We start from the raw sequence: 17,296 nt of genomic DNA on the forward strand, positions 1-17,296 counted from the left end.
TACCCATAAAAAATCTTTCATATAACACGCATCCTTCTTATAAAACAGGCGCCTGCCACTAAATATAATTCTTTTATTACTTGATCATATACTCTTTCTCATACCACTGCTGGAACATAAGGATATACCATATCTGTATCCTGTAAATTCCGCGCTGTGTGAAGTCGGTCCAGATTTTCTCTACAACATCGGGATCAAGTATACCCTGCTGCCTTATCTTATCTTTATCAAGAAGAGCTTCTGCCCACTGCCTTATTTTATCATCAAGGAGCCATTTGTCTATCGGAATCGAAAAACCTTTTTTCGGCCTGTTGACCATCTCCTTGGGAACGTACTTATAGAGCACGTTTCGAAGAACCTGCTTTCCGACATTCCCTTCCCTTAAGTAATTCCTTGGAAGGCTCCACGCAAATTCAAGTATATCCCTGTCAAGCATCGGAACTCTCGTTTCAAGAGAGACCGCCATTGCCGTCCTGTCGACTTTGACAAGAATGTCATCGGGATGATAAACAAGCATATCCATAAGCATCGCATTGTGACACGGATCTGCAAGAAGATTCGTATCCATCTCGGTATATTTGTATGAAAGAGATTTTGCACCGTTCTTAAGCGCAATCTTTTTTACAATAGGATCACCCTCATGCTCAAGCCTGTGAACATCCCCGGGGCCTTTTGCTCCCATGTACATAGACTTAGCCATTCCGGCTTCGCTCTTTGAATATGGGCTGTTAAGCATAAGGATTGATGCGGGTTTTCTTATAAAGTACGGAAGTTTTCCAACCTTCCCCCACACTCTTTCAACAGACTCATAGGATCTGTATCCCGCAAAAAGCTCATCTCCGCCGTCGCCCGAAAGCGATACGGTAACGTGCTTTCTTGTCATCTTACTAACAAGATATGTCGGAATCTGTGAAGAATCCGCAAAAGGCTCACCAAACATAAAGGAAAGCTGCGGAATTACTTCTTTTGCATCCTTCTCTGTTATATATTCCTCGGTATGGATTGTTCCCAGATGCCTTGCTATCTCGCCTGCCTGCTCGGCCTCGTTGAACTTCTTATCTTCCATTCCGACGGTAAATGTTCTTACCTTGCCGGGAGCAACGGACTGCATGAGCGCAACGATCGTGCTGCTGTCTATTCCCGCTGACAAAAAAGCTCCAAGCGGAACATCGGCAACCATCTGTCCTTTTATAGACTCTTTAAGAAGTCTCTCAAGTTCTTCCGCCGCCTCTTCCTTGCTACCTTTAAAAAGATTGCTCTGCCCTTTTACGGCAGTTTCCGTCATTGAAAAATAGCTCTTTGTCTCATAAGAAAGATCGTCGACATTTACAGTCATGATACATCCCGCTTCTAGCTTATAGATGCCCTTGTAAATCGTATAGGGCGCAGGAATATATCCTTCTGTAAAATAAATATCGAGAACCTCTGTGTTTATCTCATTATCAAAGCCTTCTATCACGCGAAGACAGCCGATATCCGAAGCAAATGCAAAAGCTCCGCCAACGTTTCCGTAGTACAAAGGCTTTTCTCCGACTCTGTCTCTTGCAAAAGTGACGGTGTTTTTGTCCATATCATAGACGGCAATTCCGAACATTCCTTTGCACATTTTCAAAGTTTCTTCCATGCCGTAAGCATCTATCGATTCTATAAGAATTTCAGTATCGGAAGTTCCGTTAAATTCAGCAACTTTCCCCTCCGCGATAAGCTTGTCTTTTACCACGGATGCATTGTAGATCTCGCCGTTATATGCGATAACTTTTCGTCCGGAATGTGACATCATGGGCTGAGCGCCCTTTTTGGATAAGTCCACAATAGAAAGGCGCCTATGTCCAAGCGCCACTTTCTCATCATCACTTATGTAAATTCCTTCATCGTCGGGACCTCTGTGAAGCATCCTGTCATTCATCTTTTTGATGTTTCCTTTAAGGTCGCCTCTATACCCGATAAGTCCTGCTATTCCGCACATACTGTCTCCACGTCTATAACATTGTTTTTATTTGTATATCCATCAAGATCAAGCTTGTAGGTCTTATTCCCCTCTTCATCTTCTTTCACAAGTTCAAATCCCTGTAAAGAATAGAAGTCCTTGACCATCTTATTCTTGGCTGTGGGATAATAGTATCCGTAAACGGTCTTTATTCCCCTTTCACCCGCTTTCTTTGCAAGTTCATCCATCATGGCAAATTCCATATCTCTTTTTAAAACTCTACAGCTCATAAGCCAGAGATCGATATGAAGTTCGTCGCCATCCTGCTTGCCTATCACAAGCGAAACTATTCCGTTATCTCCGAATTTATCCTCGAGACGACCGTAAAGTGTGATGTTGCTGCTGTCATTTGCAGTCTTCTCGATATCATCGGGAGTATATCTCTTTGTTGTAAGATTAAACTGATTGCTCTTGTTTGTAAGCTGGGCAATCCTTGGAATGTACATCTTTTCAAAAGGAGCTATGACAGCCTTCATCTCAAGAGACTTAAGGTACTCGCTGTAATCCTTGAAGCTCTCCTGAAGCTCTGTCCTCTTCCTGTTTGCCATGTACATCTCATTTCTTTTCCTGTCATCCTCAGAAATGGATGTTGTCTCAAAAAATCCCGAGTGATCGAGAATTCTTATATAGTGCTCGGGAGTATCGATCTCAGGCGCATTCACCTTAGGAATCTGTCCCGTAACAATCGCTCTCTCAGCCGGATTGTCATCCACAAAGACAAGTGATTCCGGAAGCACATTGAGCTCTGAAGCAATCGCCTTCATATTCTCACTCTTGGGTTCCCAGTTTGCCTTTATGAATACAAAATCATCGGGTTTAAGCGCTCCGTCGGGATGATTAAGCCCCGCAAGTGCATTCTCTTCATCGTTCTTGGAATCAACCGCAAGAACGATACCAAGCTCCTTCTGAGCTTTGATATAATTCTGGAATTCAAGATAAACCTGACCTAAACTGGTCTCCTGTCCTATCTCGATTCCGTCCGGACCGTCGTCGCCTACAACGCCGCCCCACAGTGTATTGTCGAGGTCAAGAACAAGTCCCTTCTTGTTCTTTCCGTAAATCGACTTGATTATATTTGCCACATTAAAACTGAGCGTAGGTATAGCCTGAATGCAGAGCGCATACTTGTACATATGCCATGCAAGAGGATCTGACCACGCATCAAGTCCGTAGCAGGTTGAAAGATAATTTATATCATTTATAAAAAAGCTTCCTTCATCTCCCGAAGCCTTTCCTGCATACTCGGAAAACATGAGATTAAGCCTGTTGATAAAAGAAAGCCTTCCGTGAATGTCATATCCGTCCCTGTTTCCCATAAGCCTGTAAAAAGGCGCCTCAAAATTATTCTGGATAATCGGACAATGATAGAGTTCATGCAGATTGTGCCACATCGTCTCAAAGTGCCTGAATGTATTATCAAGCTTATCCTGTACCGCTGCCTCGCTGTCATCCATAGTAGGATATTCGATAATATTCCTGTTACTTGTGTGGATAAAGATAATGTCAGGAGCAAACTCTTTTAACTCATCCGAAGGAAACATGGCATCCTGCCAGTACTGTCCGTACTCAGATTCATAGAAAACAGGCTCTATATCATAGTTAAGCAAAAAGAGCTCCAGAATCCTAATGATATCGTGAGTTGTGGAGCCTCCGAGCACCGCTATCTTTTTCTTTATCCTGTCCGAACCGTCAGCAAGAAGAGCCTTCTTTATCGACTTGGACTTTTTCATTATGTAACTGTTGTCAAATGGATATTCCAGTTCTTTCATCATAAAAAACTTATCCTCTATTATCCTTCCATTATCTTATCAAAATACTTTTTCCACTTGGCATTGGTAACATCGGGACTGCATATTTCCTGAATCTTGGTAGCCTCTGCTCCGAGCTTCTCAGATAGTTCCTTATCTGACAGTACCTTTGTAATGGCACGTGCCATAGCATCTTTGTCTCCAACGGGAACAAGAAGTCCGTTTACACCGTCATCAATTAGGTCTCTCGGTCCGCCGCAGGGACAATCCGTCGATATACAGGGAAGTCCCAGTGACATCGCCTCAATAAGAGAATTCGGCATACCTTCATGATTGGATGCAAGTATGAAAAGCGCAGCCTTCTCGATATGCTCCGCCACATTGCTTACATTTCCCTTAAACTCAACTCTTTTTCTTATCCCAAGTTCGGATGCAAGCCTCTGAAGCTTAATGCTGTCCGGACCGTCTCCGTAAAAAACAAGTGAATAATCGGGAAAAGCTTCGCCTGCTGCGTCTTTAAACGCCCTCATTACCATTTCCTGATTTTTATTACTGTTAATCCTTGCAACCATCACAATCTTCTTCTCACGGTCGCCGATATAGCGTTTCCTGATAAAAGAAGGATTGAGCGAGTTTGGAAGTATTATACATTTCTTTTGAATATATTTGGGAAATTTGACTTTTGCGCCTTTAGACTGGACAACAACGCCTGCCGCTTTTCCGAAAGTTGCAAGCATACCCGCTTTTAGCCCTCTGCTGCCGTACTCCATATCGGGATCTGCACGCACAGATACAACAACTTTTATTCCCTCTCTTGTAGCGGTTGAAAGAGCCATTATGTTGTTTTTTCCAAGGAAACTCAGTACCAGATCGGGTTTAAGGTCTTTCCAGATATTACGGAGTTTCTCGTATCTGTTCTTTAGATTTGCCGCTCTGCCTGCCTGTTCTTCTTTAAGAAGTGCGGAAAAGACTCTTCTGATACCGCCCTTTTCTCCGCCTTCAAGGTCAACCCACACAGGGTTTTCATCAAGATCTGCGACATGGACTGCATTGGGTGCCCCCGCGGGAACACGCTTCCATGCTGCATGTTTTACTTCATATTCATTTGCCGCCAGATATGTAGTAACGAGAGTAACTTTATAACCCTGCTCAAAAAAATAATCGGCAAGATTAGACATTACTCTCTCCGCTCCGCCCTTTTCGAGCGAACCTATATACATGGCGATATGTTTTTTATTCTCAGAATTCGACAAGTTCGATTATCCCCATACTGATATTATTCAAAAAGGCAACTTTCTTGCCGTCTATACAAGGCGCGATAGTAGGCTCATGTATGACGGTGTAGTGTTTGCTCTCAAGCTCTTTTACAGCCTTGTCCATATCTTCCACTTCATAGCAAAAATGATAAGGGGTATTCTTAAAGCGCTTCAAAAGCGGATACATCGGGGAATTCTCTCCCATGGGCTCAATGAGCTCAACTCTGTAATCTCCGTTTTTCAGAAACTCGATCTTAATATCCCTTATCTCATCGTACTTGGTGGCCTGTTCAACTTCATAACCAAGCTCAAAAAATTTCTTTTCCGTCTTGTCTATGCTCTTGGCAAGGTATCCTACATGATGTATTTTCATCTTATTATCCCTGTAATTTGCTGATGATAATGTCTGCCATCTCACCTACATTTTTCATGGATACGATCTGTCCCATGTTGAATTTGATATCAAACTCCTGCTCAATGGCATTTATAAGATTGATGTGCTCAAGTGAATCCCATCCGTCTACGTCTGCTGCCGTTGTAGCATCTTCAACGGTGATGTCGTCATCTTCGAAAACATCTCTGAACACTTCGTTTAATTTCTCAAATACTTCTTCTCTTGTCATTTATTTCTCCTCTTTTCACTTCTGTCAGATCATGTGGAAATTATACCACTGCTGGAATATATAGAATGACCACGCAATCTTGCTGTAGTTAGCTCCCGTTGCGGGGCCTCCGTCTCCTTTTACAACATAATCGTTTATAAAGTTTGAAACATAGTTTACATCAAAAATATCCTGTTTGCTAAGGAAAGATGTGCTGCTGTAATCAAGAAGCTGCTCTCTTAAAGGTCCGCGAAGCCATTCATCCATAGGCACGCCGAAACCTGTCTTTGGTCTTTCCAAAAGCTCTTTAGGTATATAGTCATAAGCAATATCTTTTAAGATATGCTTCTTATCGCCCCTATTATACTTGAATCTGTGAGGTATCCTGAACGAATACTCCATAACCTCCGTATCCATGATAGGACATCTTGCTTCAAGCGAATATTTCATGGACGCCCTGTCCATCTTAACCAGAATATCCTCGGGAAGGTATGTATCCATATCAAGAAGCATTCTTCTTATCTGGAAATTATTTACTCCGTAAAGGCTCTCCACAGGATACAGAACAGGCTGCATATTGCTTCCGACATTGTAATCCGTCGCAAGATACTGAGCCGCACTCATCGGGATATCCATGTCCTCATTGCCTGATATAAAGGCATGCGAAGCTCTTACATATCCTTCTGATACAAGCTGTGTCTTGGTTTCGGGATCTCTGTTGTTTGCAACAACCTTAACCCTGAACGGCATCTTATCAAGGAGCGTTCCGTCTCCGCTCTTAATACGCGAAAGACTGTGTACAATAGCTCCCGGAATATCAAGAAGCTGCGCTGTTCTCACGTTATCATATACATTATATCCGCAGAAAAACTCATCTCCTCCGTCACCCGAAAGAGCTACGGTGACATCCTGCTTTGCAAGTTTACTTACAAGCATCGAAGGAATCTCTGAGTTATCCGCAAAAGGTTCGTCGTAGTACTGCGGAATACTACTTACAAGCTCGAACATCTCTTTTTCCGAAATATAGAGCTCTGTGTGATCGGTTCCAAGGTGTTTTGCGATTTCCTTGGCATACTCCGCTTCATTATATCTGGGAACATCAAAACCTATGCAGAATGTCTTTACGGGCCTGTCTGAATGTTCCTGGGCAATTGCCGTTATAAGAGATGAATCATATCCGCCCGACAAGAAAGTTCCGAGAGGAACATCGGCTATCATTCTGGATGCAACGGACTTCTTAAGTCTCTCTTTCAGTCCTTCCTTTGCTTCCGCATAGCTTCTTACGGGATTTTTTGACATCTCTTTATATACTTCTTTTATATCCCAATACTTCTTCTTGGTGATCTTACCTGCGCTAAACTTAAGATATGAACCTGCCTCAAGCTTATACACATCGGTAAAGATAGTATCGGGAGCAGCAATATACTGCTGAAGAAGAAATCTTGAAATAACCTGTTTTCTTATCTCCGGCTTAAATCCGGGGCACTTCATAATAGGCTTAAGCTCTGAAGCAAAAACAATGTTTTCTCCGTCAAACCAGTAAAAAAGCGGCTTCTTACCTATTCTGTCTCTTATAAGATAAACATCGGATGTCTCTCTGTCATATATTGCAATCGCAAACATTCCGTGGATGTGATCCACCATATCTATTCCCCACTTGAGGTACGCAGCGATTATAACTTCCGTATCACAATTCGACTTAAACTCATAGTCAGAGAGTTCTTCCTTGAGTTCACGGTAGTTGAATATCTCTCCGTTATAGACAACAGATATTCTGCCGTTCTCGGAGTGCATCGGCTGATGTCCCAAAGGAGACAGATCCAGGATTGAAAGACGTCTCTGAGCAAAGCCTATGACATAATCATCTGCTCCTGAATAGATCTCAACACCGCTGTCATCGGGCCCTCTGTGATACATGGTATCATTCATGATCCTCAGTTGTTCTTCAGTTATTCTCTTTTTTGAAATATATCCGCAAATTCCGCACATTATTTATATTTACAGCTCCACAGGTAGTTTTTCGAAGTTATCGCGAAGAGCACCGAAATCCTTGCACTCATTATCAATAGAATCGATAAGCTCGACATATTTCTCATTAACAAGTGTCTTATAGTTCTCAAGATTGTCATATCCCTTCTTTGTCCATGCAAAAGGATGTGTCAGAATCTGAACCTTATCATATTTATTTATTGTTTCTTCATCGGGATAGCCGTATCTCCAAACATGGTTTGCATCCGACAGATACTTTACATCAAGCTCCGACTCGGGTGTTGCCTTGGGATCAAATGTAAAAAAGTCATCCTGATATGCGTTGATAATTCCTGAAATCTTGATATTCTCCGCAAGAACGTCGGGTGACGGTCTGTGAATGGAAAAAGAGTTGATCTCAAAGCCGAGCATATTGCTGAGCATATCGATTTCCTGCTTAATCCTCTCTCGTATAACTCTCATATCTGTCATTCCGTTTAATGCAAAGTGAAGACCTATATGCTGGCCTCTCTCATGCATATCGGAAAGAATATCCCTGTTTTTTCTGGACAGGATATTATATGAATTATTTGTCCACTGGAAAAAGAATGTAGACCTGAAGTCCATACTCTCTTCAACCTTGGCAAGAGCATGCGCTCTCTCAACCGAATACTCAACGTCGTGTCTCATAATGACAAAGCTGTCTTTATCAAGTGCTTCTTCATATGTGGCATAACGGCCCGTAGCTTTAATGGCACGGACAATCTCTCTGTAATCATCAAATGAAAACATTACCCTTATTCTCCTGTTATTTTCTAATAATCTTCTCTAAATAATCTCTCCACTGCACAAATACAGCTTCGGAATTAGCAATCTGTTCTATCTTGGAAGCTTCATCTCCAAGGCGCTCCGCAAGTTCTCTGTCCTCGATAAGCTTACATATACCCTCGGCAAGCGCGTCAGGATCCTTTATCGGAACAAGAAGTCCGTTCTCACCGTCTCTTATAACGGTTCTTGGACCGCCGCACGGACAATCCGTTGCAACACAGGGCATTCCCATCGCCATTGCTTCAAGAAGCGAATTCGGAAGCCCTTCCCAATCCGATGAAAAGGCGTAAACCGCGCCCTTTGGTATTTCCTTTTCGAGCTCATCGCTTCCGCCCATGAGAAGAATGTAGTCTTCCGCGTGGTTATCCGCAATAATCTTATCAAGGATCTCTTTTGTCCCGTCAAAAGAATCGGGACCATAGATCTTAAGCACATAATCTGGGTGCTTTTCATGCACCTTTATAAAAGCTTCACAGAGCATAGGCTGATTTTTGAAGTCTACAAGCCTTGCGTGGTGGACCACGGACTTATCTCTGCTCTCAGGCTTCTTAAGGCCAAAATACTTGGGATTTATCGGATTTAATATAATGGCTGAATTATCCTGAAGGTATGGCTTAAAAAACTCTTTCTGTCCGGTTGTCTGAAATACACAACCTGCTGCCCTCGGGAACAACCACTTTATCTGTACTTTATCAGAAAACGCATCATAATGTCCAACCGGGTCTGTCCTTATGGATATTACGACAGGCACGTCACTTTTGCCTGCTGCCATGAGCGCTCTGTAATTGGCTCTCTGCGCAAATGCTATAAGTACATCCGGATGATAATTTTTCACAAATTCTTTGAGATATTTCACACGTAAAAAGAACTTTGTTATCCTGTTCTTTTTCTCATCGCCTTCACGAAGACCTACGTGCACTCTTGTGACTCTCTCATCAAGAGCAAACTCATTTTCATCCACCCACTCAGTGGCGACATACACTTTATAGCCTTCCTTGGCAAATTGATTGGCGAGGTTTGATACCACGCGCTCGGCACCGCCCTGTACAAGGCAGTTCAAGTGAAATGCTATTGTTTTCATAATTACAAAAGTACCGTTCCTACTTTTAATTCTGCTTCAGATTCATATCTGTCTATTCTTATGGATCCGTCAACTGTGCGGACAATCGGCTTTCCGTCGAACATATCCACAATCTCACCGGGAGCAAATCCGGAAAAATCTATCATCTCATCAAAAGGATGTGCTTCCCAGACAGTAACCTTATTCTTCTCATCCTCGGATCCCGCATAGCAGAATGCTCCGGGGAAAGGTGCCGCAACGCCCCTTATAAGATTATAGATATTTCTTGTTCTGTCTTTGAAATCTATCTTTCCGTCTTTGGCCGTACGTTTATTGTACCATGAATCATAGTCTTTTGAATCGGTGTGAATGGGAATCTCACCTTTTTCCATATATGTTGTGACAAGCTTTCTGATAAGATTCTTGGAACAGATCATATTCTTGTACTGAGCCGTTCTGATATCGTCGTGCTCATTTATCTGGAACATCTCCGTTGCAAATACATTCGGACTGTCCGCATGCTCATCATATCTGAAAAGATTGAGATTAAATCTTGTATCTCCGAGAATAACCGACCAGTTAAGGGGTGATCTTCCTCTTCCGAAGGGAAGATATCCACAATTTCCGTGGAAACCGTATATTCCGCTCTTAAATGCATCAAGAACTTCCTTGGGAATAAGTCTCTGCCATCCCATTACGATTCCGAGGTCAAAAGTATTTTCCTCAATGAACTTCTTTGTCTTTTCATCGTTAAGGAAATAGCTCTCTGCTTCGAAAACTGGAATTCCATACTTCTCTGTCAGGAAGCTGAGTCCCTTGAATCCTGAAACCTGATTATGTTCAAGAACCTTGGGTGCAATGGTCATTACAAGGTCAACCTTGCAAAGTTCTTTTTCTATGAAATCTATTATGTTCTCGGATGTATCTTTTACACCGAAGACTACAACTTTATAATGCATTATTCATACCTCTTGAAAATCTCATGTATACTTTCTTTGTACTTTTCGGGCGCGTAGAACATCGCTCTCTCATAGGCTTTTTCCGCATACCTTGAAGCTTTGTCCTCATCATCCAAAAGACTTATTATCTTTTCCGCAAGGAGTTTCTCACCATCTGTTATGTTTGCAGGATCCATATCCACCTTCTCGCCAAGATCGGGAACAAGGATTCCGTATGTTCCTTCAATCGCTTCCTTTGTGCTGTCTCCGTTTGGTATCTCCTTAATAAGCTGCTCGTACTCATCTTCGCTTAAAAGAATCTCTCTGGGTCCCGTCTTACAGTCTGCAGAAATAACAGGTTTTCCGAGCGCCATTGCTTCAAGTACCGCATTGGGGAATCCCTCATGATTAGAACTGCACACGTAAATATCTGAAGAAGATACGTAAGAAAAAGGATTCTTTTTAACTCCGGGGAAACAAGCTTTCCCTTTAACTCCAAGCTGTTCAGAGAGCTTTTCGTACTCTGACCAATTTCCCGCGCCAAGAACTATAAGTCTTGCCTCGGGATGCTTTTTATAAACAAGTGAAAAAGCTTTTACAAGATGCCATACACCCTTTATGTAATCGTTTCTCACCATACAGGATATGGTCTTTACATCTTCTCCCTTAAAAGGCATATCCGCTATCTCTTCACTGCCCTTTGCCTTTACATCCTCAACATCAAGTGGGTTGTAGATGTAAGTACTTTTATTATAATTAAAGTCGCGAAGAAGCTGCCTTACGATCTCTTTTGAACAGGAAAGAACCTGATCTGATCCGTTGCAGAACATCTTTATCTTCTTTGGACTTTCCATATCAGTCTGACAACGAAGTCCGGTAAGCACTCTTTCTTTTCCCTTTGAAAGAACATTTACATAATTCGCTGTACTTCCGAAACTGTAGGCAATGTCGATTCCAAGCTGTTTCTTGATTTTTCTTGTCTTGATGACTCTCTTTATTACATTGAATACTTTATTTATCGTGCCCTTCTTAGCCGGCACATCAATATCGATCACTTCAAGTCCCGTTACGTCAAAGTTGATATCTTTGGAGCTGAATATAAGTATGTATACGTTGTAATACTCCTGCATCAATCTTGCAGTCTTTATGCAAACACGCTCAAATCCGCCCTGATGAAGCATGGGCACCATGAGCATTAGATTTTTCTTTTTATCTGCCATTAAAAATTTCCTCTTTCATAAAAATATGCCATCTGTTTTGCCTGTAACTTCACGTCAAATCCGGCATCTCTTAATTTATTCAAAATATAATCGGATGTTCCTTCTCGGTCTCCCAATGAGCAGCCGCCTGCACTGTTACCTGTGGCTACAAGTGACTCATATCCGGCATCTGCCTCATCGTCGGAATCATTGTCGTCAAGGATAAGGTCATCAAGTATTTTCTTTGACCATTTCTTTGGATCGTCATTGATGCTCATCATGGTAACAAGTTCCGTCACGTCAACTTCAGGTGTCACGAAATCTGACACAACGCACTGAAGCCCCGCTGCCTGCGCCTCTATAACACTTCCGGGAAGTCCCTCATATCTTGAAGGGAAGCAGAAATAATCCATCGCCTGATAATAATCTGCAGCATTACTCTTATTTCCCGCAAAGATACATTTGTCATATATCCCAAGCCTGTCCGCGAGCTTCTTCATATCATCCATTAAAGGTCCCGTGCCAAGCATCAGAAGTTTCATGCGAATACCGTGAAGCATGCAGTATTTGTTATCCGCATCATTTTCAAGCATCTTACAAATACCGAAAAAGACCTGAAGCAAAAACTCGTGGTTCTTGGCATATCTAAAGCTACCTACGTGTCCTATAACAACAGCGTTGGACACGCCGAGTTCTTTTCTTATCTTATTTCTTTTTTCTTCATCGTAGGCAAAGTTCTTTAAGTCAATGGCATTGGGGATGATCTTTACTTTCCCCTTCTCCATAAGTGTATTCCCAAATACCGCTATCCCTGCCTCTTTCGAACAGGCAAAGTTATAATCGGTAATTCCTTCTTTGCGAAGCGGAGTTCTCAAAAAGTTTGTAGCAACGCCTTTCACGCCCTTATCAACTCCCGCACTCCTTGCGTGCGCAACGAGGATGGGAATCCCGGCTTTCTTTGCGATCGGAAGGTAGATAGCCGCGGTACTCGTCATGTGCCCCTGCACAACTTTCCACTCATCGCGGTGCTCATTAAAAAATTTCTTGATCGCAGCTTTGTAATCAAGCAAATTGGTTCCCACAAATTTTGGAAGACAGAATATTCTTCCGCCCAATGAATATACCGTATTATCAAAATAGTCCGGCTCTCGAACTGCCATCAGTTCATCAGAAGTCGGACTCTTTTTCCCTGTCTTATCAGGCGAATAATGGACAAGGAAATCAAACTGGACCCTGTCCCTATTCATATTACGATATAAATCCATTATGCGACATTCAGCTCCGCCTACTCCAAGTCCCCCTAAGACATGTAAGACTCTTATCTGTCCATAGTTATCTTCCATAACTCCTCACTTTATGTTTCTGCTTTTCTTCAGATTAACAACAGTGTATTTGGCCTTAGCTAAAATATACTCTAGAATAAACCTAAGTATTCCCTGCTCTGTAGCTTTCATTTCCATAAGTTCGGAATACGACACAACCTGTGCTGTATTAAGCAGATTGTCTAATTCTTCAAACTCTTTTTCATCCATTGTATTGGTATGATATACGAAAGTGGTTATTCCGTCCCGCTTATCGGAAAGAGTCTTCGCTCTGCTTATCGAAATCGGGTAAAAAATAAGTCCCGACCGCTTATACGGCGCTTTCCCAAAGCCGTCCGTAATCTTGAAAAAACCATTTTTCTTAAGAGCTTTTATCGTATTCCTGTCAAACGAATGTGAGGGTGCCATAAAAACATCCGTCATTATCTTATTTTCCCTCAGAATACGACTTCCCATCATGATCATTTCATCCTGCTTGTAATAGGGAAGGCCTGCAAACTCAGACTTTCCTCCGATGGGAAAAACTCCTGCTTCCTTGGTGGTGTAGACATGATTAAAGCCGTGCATTGCAACTGCCCAGCCCGAATCCTGAAGGTCTTTTACCATCTTCCAGAAATCTTCCTGGGGTTCGAAAACATTGACCTTCTCATCTTTACAATCGGGAATAACCCCGATAAGCGGCTTGATTCCATGCTTATCGAGTATTCCTTTAAATCTGTCAAATTTCTCCCAATCCATTGCAGGAGTTATGTCGTCCATTCGAATTACTATTTTCATAGATTCTCTTTATACCAGTTGATGGCAAGTTCAATTCCTGCCTTGAAATCGTAAGAAGGATCGTAGCCAAGGTTCTGTCTTGCTTTTGAAATATCAGCGTTTGAATCTCTGATATCACCTTTTCTTGCAGGTCCGTAGTTAGGCTCTACATCAAGACCGAGCGCATCTGTGAGGTGATGATATACATCGATAAGATACTCTCTTCCGCCTGCTCCGATATTGTAAGCCTCTCCTGCTGCCTCTGATGATGCAAGACAAGCTCTTAAATTACCTTCAATTACATTATCAACATAAGTAAAGTCACGTGACTGCTTACCGTCGCCGTTGATAGTAGGAGTCTCACCGTTCATAAGCTGCTTAAGGAACTTGGGAATAACTGCAGCATATGCGCCGTTGGGATCCTGTCTTCTTCCGAATACGTTGAAATAACGAAGTCCGTATGTATCAAGTCCGTAAAGCTTCTTATAGAGTTTTCCGTACTCTTCATCTACTTTCTTTGTAAGTGCATAAGGAGAAAGAACATTTCCTTCCTGTCCTTCTTTCTTGGGAAGAATTGTTGAATCTCCGTAAACAGATGAGCTTGAAGCATATACAAACTTCTTAACTCCGTTCTGTCTTGATGCTTCCATCATGTTAAGTGTTCCTCTGATATTGATCTCCTCGTAAAGAAGAGGCATCTCGATGCTTCTGGGAACGCTTCCCCATGCAGCTTCGTTCAAAACATATGTAACACCTTCAGTTGCTTTCATACATGCATCAAGGTCTCTGATATCGTCCTCGATGAAGGTGAAATTCTTGTTTTCCATTAAAGGCTGAATATTCTCAATATGTCCTGTTGAAAGATTATCAAGACATCTTACCTTGTAACCCATATCAAGAAGTGCTTCGCAAATGTTGGAACCGATGAAGCCTGCGCCTCCGGTTACCAAAAATAAACTGTCGTCGTCAAATTTAAGCTCTTTAAAACTCATTTAAAAAAGTCCTCTTTTCAAATAATAAGGAGGTTCCGCTCTCGCTTCGCTCGTCGGAACGACTTTCGCACTAAGCTCGTAAGAACCTCGCTAAGTGCTCAAAGTCTCCAATAATCATACTCTGGAGCTTTATATTCGCTCATATCATAGATTCCCTTAAGATCCATGAACACCTTTGTCTTATGTTTTGCATTGAAGAATTTTGCGATATCTGCAGGCTTGTAGCTCTCGAATTCCTTGTGAGCAACAGCAACGATAACCGCATCCATATCCTTAACGGCATCCAATGAATCAAAATCGATACCGTAAAGTCTCTTAGCCTCGTCGGCATCAGCTTCGGGATCAACCACTACCGGAGTGATTCCGTACTCGCCAAGCTCGTTGTAAATGTCGATGATCTTGGTATTACGTGTATCAGGGCAGTTCTCCTTGAAAGTAAATCCAAGAATGGCAACCTTCGCATTCTTAACCGCGATGTCGTTTGCGATAAGGTTCTTTACGCAAGACTCTGCGATATATTTACCCATGTCATCATTGATTCTTCTTCCCGAAAGAATGATCTGTGAATGATAACCGAGTTCTTCTGCTTTGTATGTGAGGTAGTAAGGGTCTACACCGATGCAGTGACCACCTACAAGGCCGGGGAAGAATTTAAGGAAATTCCACTTTGTTCCGGCAGCCTCAAGAACGCTCTTTGTATCGATATCCATCTTGTGGAAGATCATTGAAAGCTCGTTCATAAATGCAATATTGATATCTCTCTGGCTGTTCTCGATAACCTTTGCAGCCTCGGCAACTTTGATAGACTGTGCCTTATAAACTCCGGCAAGTGCAACAAGACTGTATACGTTTGCAACTTCCTCAAGAGTCTCTTCATCCATACCTGAAACAATCTTTGTAATGGTATCAAGTCTGTGAACCTTGTCACCGGGGTTGATACGCTCAGGTGAATATCCTACCTTGAAATCAACACCGCACTTAAGTCCGGACTCCTGCTCAAGAATAGGAACACAGATATCCTCTGTTACTCCGGGATATACTGTTGACTCATATACTACGATACTTCCCTTTGTGAGGTACTTACCGAGTGTGTGGCTTGCTCCCTCTACAGGTGAAAGATCGGGTGTGTGATCGTCATTTACAGGTGTAGGAACCGCAACTACATGGAACTTACACTCACGAAGTTTCTCGGGATCTGCTGTAAATTCAACACTTGTATTCTTAATAGCTTCATCGCCGACTTCTCTTGTAGGGTCGATTCCCTTCTTATAAAGTTCAACCTTGGCAGCGTTAAAATCGTATCCCACTACCTTTATCTTCTTAGCATATGCCACAGCAATAGGCATACCTACATAACCAAGTCCAACCAATGACAGTTTTTCTTCTCCGGCGAGAAGTTTCTCATACAAACCCATTTGAATCCTCCAAATCATTAACATTTCAATGTTAAAGTTTTTTACATAATTATAGATTCTTAAATAAAAAATTCAAGAACACATTTATTATACTACGCCTGTCAAACATCTGTAAAAATCACATTTTTACAGTTCTTTAAGCGTTTGCTCATAAGTTGAAATGACAATTTTTCTGTCATAATTTTTCTCAATAAACAATCTGGCTTTTTGCCCCATGCTTTTCCTGTCATTCTCGGAAAATGCAAGTATTTTATGTATAGCATCCGAAAGTGCCGAAGCATTTCCCGGCTTAAAGCCTATTCCCGTCACACCTTCTTCAAATGTTTCTTTACATCCGTTTACATCGGTTGCAAGAACAGGTCTTCCGCACGCTCCCGCTTCGAGAAGCACATTTGAAAGTCCCTCATGGTATGAAGGATGTACTATAACATGGCTGTTAGCCATTACAGGTTCTACGCTGTCCAGATGCCCATGATACTTTACCACGCCTTTTTCTTCAAGCGCCCGTATCATAGGCTCATACTTTTCCCTCTCGTCCTCTTCGTATTCTCCGACAAGATCAAAAAAGACTTTATCATTTGCGGAAGTTATCTCTTCCGCAGCCTTAAGATACTCCTCAATTCCCTTATCTTTCATTATCCTTATGACCGCAAGAAAACGTATACCGTCTTCCTCCGAAGGATATTCCCTGAAAGGATGATCCGTAAGATTTACTCCGGATCCGGGCAAAAGAGCCGCATTCTTTTTTGCAACACCTTTATTCTGCATGAATTCAAGGTTTCTCTTATTCTGAAAAAAGACCTTTACCGCCCTGTTCATTGAAAAAGAATACATCTTCACAAGAATCTTACTGAGCATCCCGCCGCCTTCTATCGCAGTACCGAGTCCGGTAACGTTGCAGATATAAGGGATTCTCAAGAATTTTGCCGCGGATGCCCCGTAAATATTGGGCTTTATCGTATATGTAAGAACCGCGTCAGGTCTTGTCTTCTTCATTATTTTCATGTAACTTGCAAACAATTTGAGGTCTTTTAGCGGATTCATCCCGTGTCTTTCAAGATGAGTGTCCACAAGTTCCACGTTCATATCCGTAAGCTTGTGCACATTCTCATCGAAAGGAACGGAAACTATCACCTTGTGTCCCGCATTTTTAAAGGACTCAAGCAGTTCTTTTCTAAAAAGATAAAGACCGTTTGCATAGTTCGCCAAAATCAAAATTGTCATT

At 42.1% G+C, this 17,296-nt stretch carries 15 protein-coding genes; all 15 read right to left on the reverse strand.

Translation table 11 applies throughout. From position 1 onward, the window contains the following. Positions 1-76 precede the first annotated feature (76 nt). The 15 genes from asnB (G628_RS0111115) to G628_RS0111185 all read right to left on the reverse strand — a co-directional run bounded on the left by asnB (G628_RS0111115) (position 77) and on the right by G628_RS0111185 (position 17,295). Positions 77-1,966, reverse strand: a complete 1,890-nt coding sequence (asnB, locus tag G628_RS0111115; RefSeq protein WP_027209162.1) for an asparagine synthase (glutamine-hydrolyzing) — start codon at positions 1,964-1,966, stop codon at positions 77-79. Further along, positions 1,954-3,759, reverse strand: a complete 1,806-nt coding sequence (locus G628_RS0111120) for an HAD-IIIC family phosphatase (protein WP_330365480.1) — start codon at positions 3,757-3,759, stop codon at positions 1,954-1,956. The genes asnB (G628_RS0111115) and G628_RS0111120 overlap by 13 nt, the downstream gene beginning before the upstream one ends. A gap of 17 nt (positions 3,760-3,776) precedes the next feature. Further along, entirely contained in the window at positions 3,777-4,988 is a 1,212-nt protein-coding gene (locus G628_RS0111125) for a glycosyltransferase (protein WP_027209164.1), read from the reverse strand. Then, on the reverse strand, positions 4,975-5,364 hold the full coding sequence (locus G628_RS0111130) for a VOC family protein (protein ID WP_026656665.1): 390 nt from the start codon (positions 5,362-5,364) through the stop codon (positions 4,975-4,977). Before G628_RS0111130 ends, G628_RS0111125 begins: the two co-directional genes overlap by 14 nt. 4 nt (positions 5,365-5,368) lie before the next feature. Continuing rightward, positions 5,369-5,614: an acyl carrier protein gene (locus G628_RS0111135; protein ID WP_026656664.1), complete on the reverse strand. Its 246-nt coding sequence runs from the start codon at positions 5,612-5,614 to the stop codon at positions 5,369-5,371. Between the two features lie 24 nt (positions 5,615-5,638). Further along, complete coding sequence (gene asnB / locus G628_RS0111140) at positions 5,639-7,582, reverse strand: asparagine synthase (glutamine-hydrolyzing) (protein WP_027209165.1); 1,944 nt, start codon at positions 7,580-7,582, stop codon at positions 5,639-5,641. Positions 7,583-7,591: 9 nt separating this feature from the next. Further along, the gene (locus G628_RS0111145) at positions 7,592-8,353 is read right to left on the reverse strand and encodes a hypothetical protein (protein WP_027209166.1); all 762 of its coding nucleotides are present in this window, start codon (positions 8,351-8,353) and stop codon (positions 7,592-7,594) included. A 16-nt stretch (positions 8,354-8,369) separates the two neighbouring features. Beyond that, the gene (locus G628_RS0111150; protein WP_026656661.1) at positions 8,370-9,470 is read right to left on the reverse strand and encodes a glycosyltransferase; all 1,101 of its coding nucleotides are present in this window, start codon (positions 9,468-9,470) and stop codon (positions 8,370-8,372) included. A gap of 2 nt (positions 9,471-9,472) precedes the next feature. After that, positions 9,473-10,408 (reverse strand): methionyl-tRNA formyltransferase, encoded by a 936-nt coding sequence (locus G628_RS0111155; protein ID WP_026656660.1) that lies wholly within the window; start codon positions 10,406-10,408, stop codon positions 9,473-9,475. Continuing rightward, positions 10,408-11,607 (reverse strand): glycosyltransferase, encoded by a 1,200-nt coding sequence (locus tag G628_RS0111160; protein WP_027209167.1) that lies wholly within the window; start codon positions 11,605-11,607, stop codon positions 10,408-10,410. The genes G628_RS0111155 and G628_RS0111160 overlap by 1 nt, the downstream gene beginning before the upstream one ends. Beyond that, on the reverse strand, positions 11,607-12,929 hold the full coding sequence (locus tag G628_RS0111165; protein ID WP_027209168.1) for a glycosyltransferase: 1,323 nt from the start codon (positions 12,927-12,929) through the stop codon (positions 11,607-11,609). The genes G628_RS0111160 and G628_RS0111165 overlap by 1 nt, the downstream gene beginning before the upstream one ends. Before the next feature lie 6 nt (positions 12,930-12,935). Further along, the gene (locus G628_RS0111170; RefSeq protein ID WP_027209169.1) at positions 12,936-13,685 is read right to left on the reverse strand and encodes a DUF2334 domain-containing protein; all 750 of its coding nucleotides are present in this window, start codon (positions 13,683-13,685) and stop codon (positions 12,936-12,938) included. After that, positions 13,682-14,656 (reverse strand): SDR family oxidoreductase, encoded by a 975-nt coding sequence (locus tag G628_RS0111175; RefSeq protein ID WP_027209170.1) that lies wholly within the window; start codon positions 14,654-14,656, stop codon positions 13,682-13,684. Before G628_RS0111175 ends, G628_RS0111170 begins: the two co-directional genes overlap by 4 nt. 98 nt (positions 14,657-14,754) lie before the next feature. Next, positions 14,755-16,071, reverse strand: coding sequence for a nucleotide sugar dehydrogenase (locus G628_RS0111180; RefSeq protein WP_027209171.1), 1,317 nt, complete (start codon positions 16,069-16,071; stop codon positions 14,755-14,757). Between the two features lie 126 nt (positions 16,072-16,197). Then, on the reverse strand, positions 16,198-17,295 hold the full coding sequence (locus G628_RS0111185; protein WP_034500864.1) for a glycosyltransferase family 4 protein: 1,098 nt from the start codon (positions 17,293-17,295) through the stop codon (positions 16,198-16,200). Position 17,296 lies beyond the last annotated feature (1 nt).

This window comes from Butyrivibrio hungatei NK4A153 (assembly GCF_000424465.1).
Lineage (GTDB): Bacteria > Bacillota > Clostridia > Lachnospirales > Lachnospiraceae > Butyrivibrio > Butyrivibrio hungatei_A.

Coding starts and splice junctions, on each gene's coding strand:
- G628_RS0111160 (WP_027209167.1), bottom strand. CDS start 11,607: ATGGCAGATAAAAAGAAAAATCTAATGCTCATGGTGCCCATGCTTCAT.
- G628_RS0111155 (WP_026656660.1), bottom strand. CDS start 10,408: ATGCATTATAAAGTTGTAGTCTTCGGTGTAAAAGATACATCCGAGAAC.
- asnB (WP_027209162.1), bottom strand. CDS start 1,966: ATGTGCGGAATAGCAGGACTTATCGGGTATAGAGGCGACCTTAAAGGA.
- G628_RS0111180 (WP_027209171.1), bottom strand. CDS start 16,071: ATGGGTTTGTATGAGAAACTTCTCGCCGGAGAAGAAAAACTGTCATTG.
- G628_RS0111120 (WP_330365480.1), bottom strand. CDS start 3,759: ATGATGAAAGAACTGGAATATCCATTTGACAACAGTTACATAATGAAA.
- G628_RS0111170 (WP_027209169.1), bottom strand. CDS start 13,685: ATGAAAATAGTAATTCGAATGGACGACATAACTCCTGCAATGGATTGG.
- G628_RS0111130 (WP_026656665.1), bottom strand. CDS start 5,364: ATGAAAATACATCATGTAGGATACCTTGCCAAGAGCATAGACAAGACG.
- G628_RS0111135 (WP_026656664.1), bottom strand. CDS start 5,614: ATGACAAGAGAAGAAGTATTTGAGAAATTAAACGAAGTGTTCAGAGAT.
- G628_RS0111150 (WP_026656661.1), bottom strand. CDS start 9,470: ATGAAAACAATAGCATTTCACTTGAACTGCCTTGTACAGGGCGGTGCC.
- G628_RS0111145 (WP_027209166.1), bottom strand. CDS start 8,353: ATGTTTTCATTTGATGATTACAGAGAGATTGTCCGTGCCATTAAAGCT.
- G628_RS0111185 (WP_034500864.1), bottom strand. CDS start 17,295: ATGACAATTTTGATTTTGGCGAACTATGCAAACGGTCTTTATCTTTTT.
- G628_RS0111165 (WP_027209168.1), bottom strand. CDS start 12,929: ATGGAAGATAACTATGGACAGATAAGAGTCTTACATGTCTTAGGGGGA.
- asnB (WP_027209165.1), bottom strand. CDS start 7,582: ATGTGCGGAATTTGCGGATATATTTCAAAAAAGAGAATAACTGAAGAA.
- G628_RS0111175 (WP_027209170.1), bottom strand. CDS start 14,656: ATGAGTTTTAAAGAGCTTAAATTTGACGACGACAGTTTATTTTTGGTA.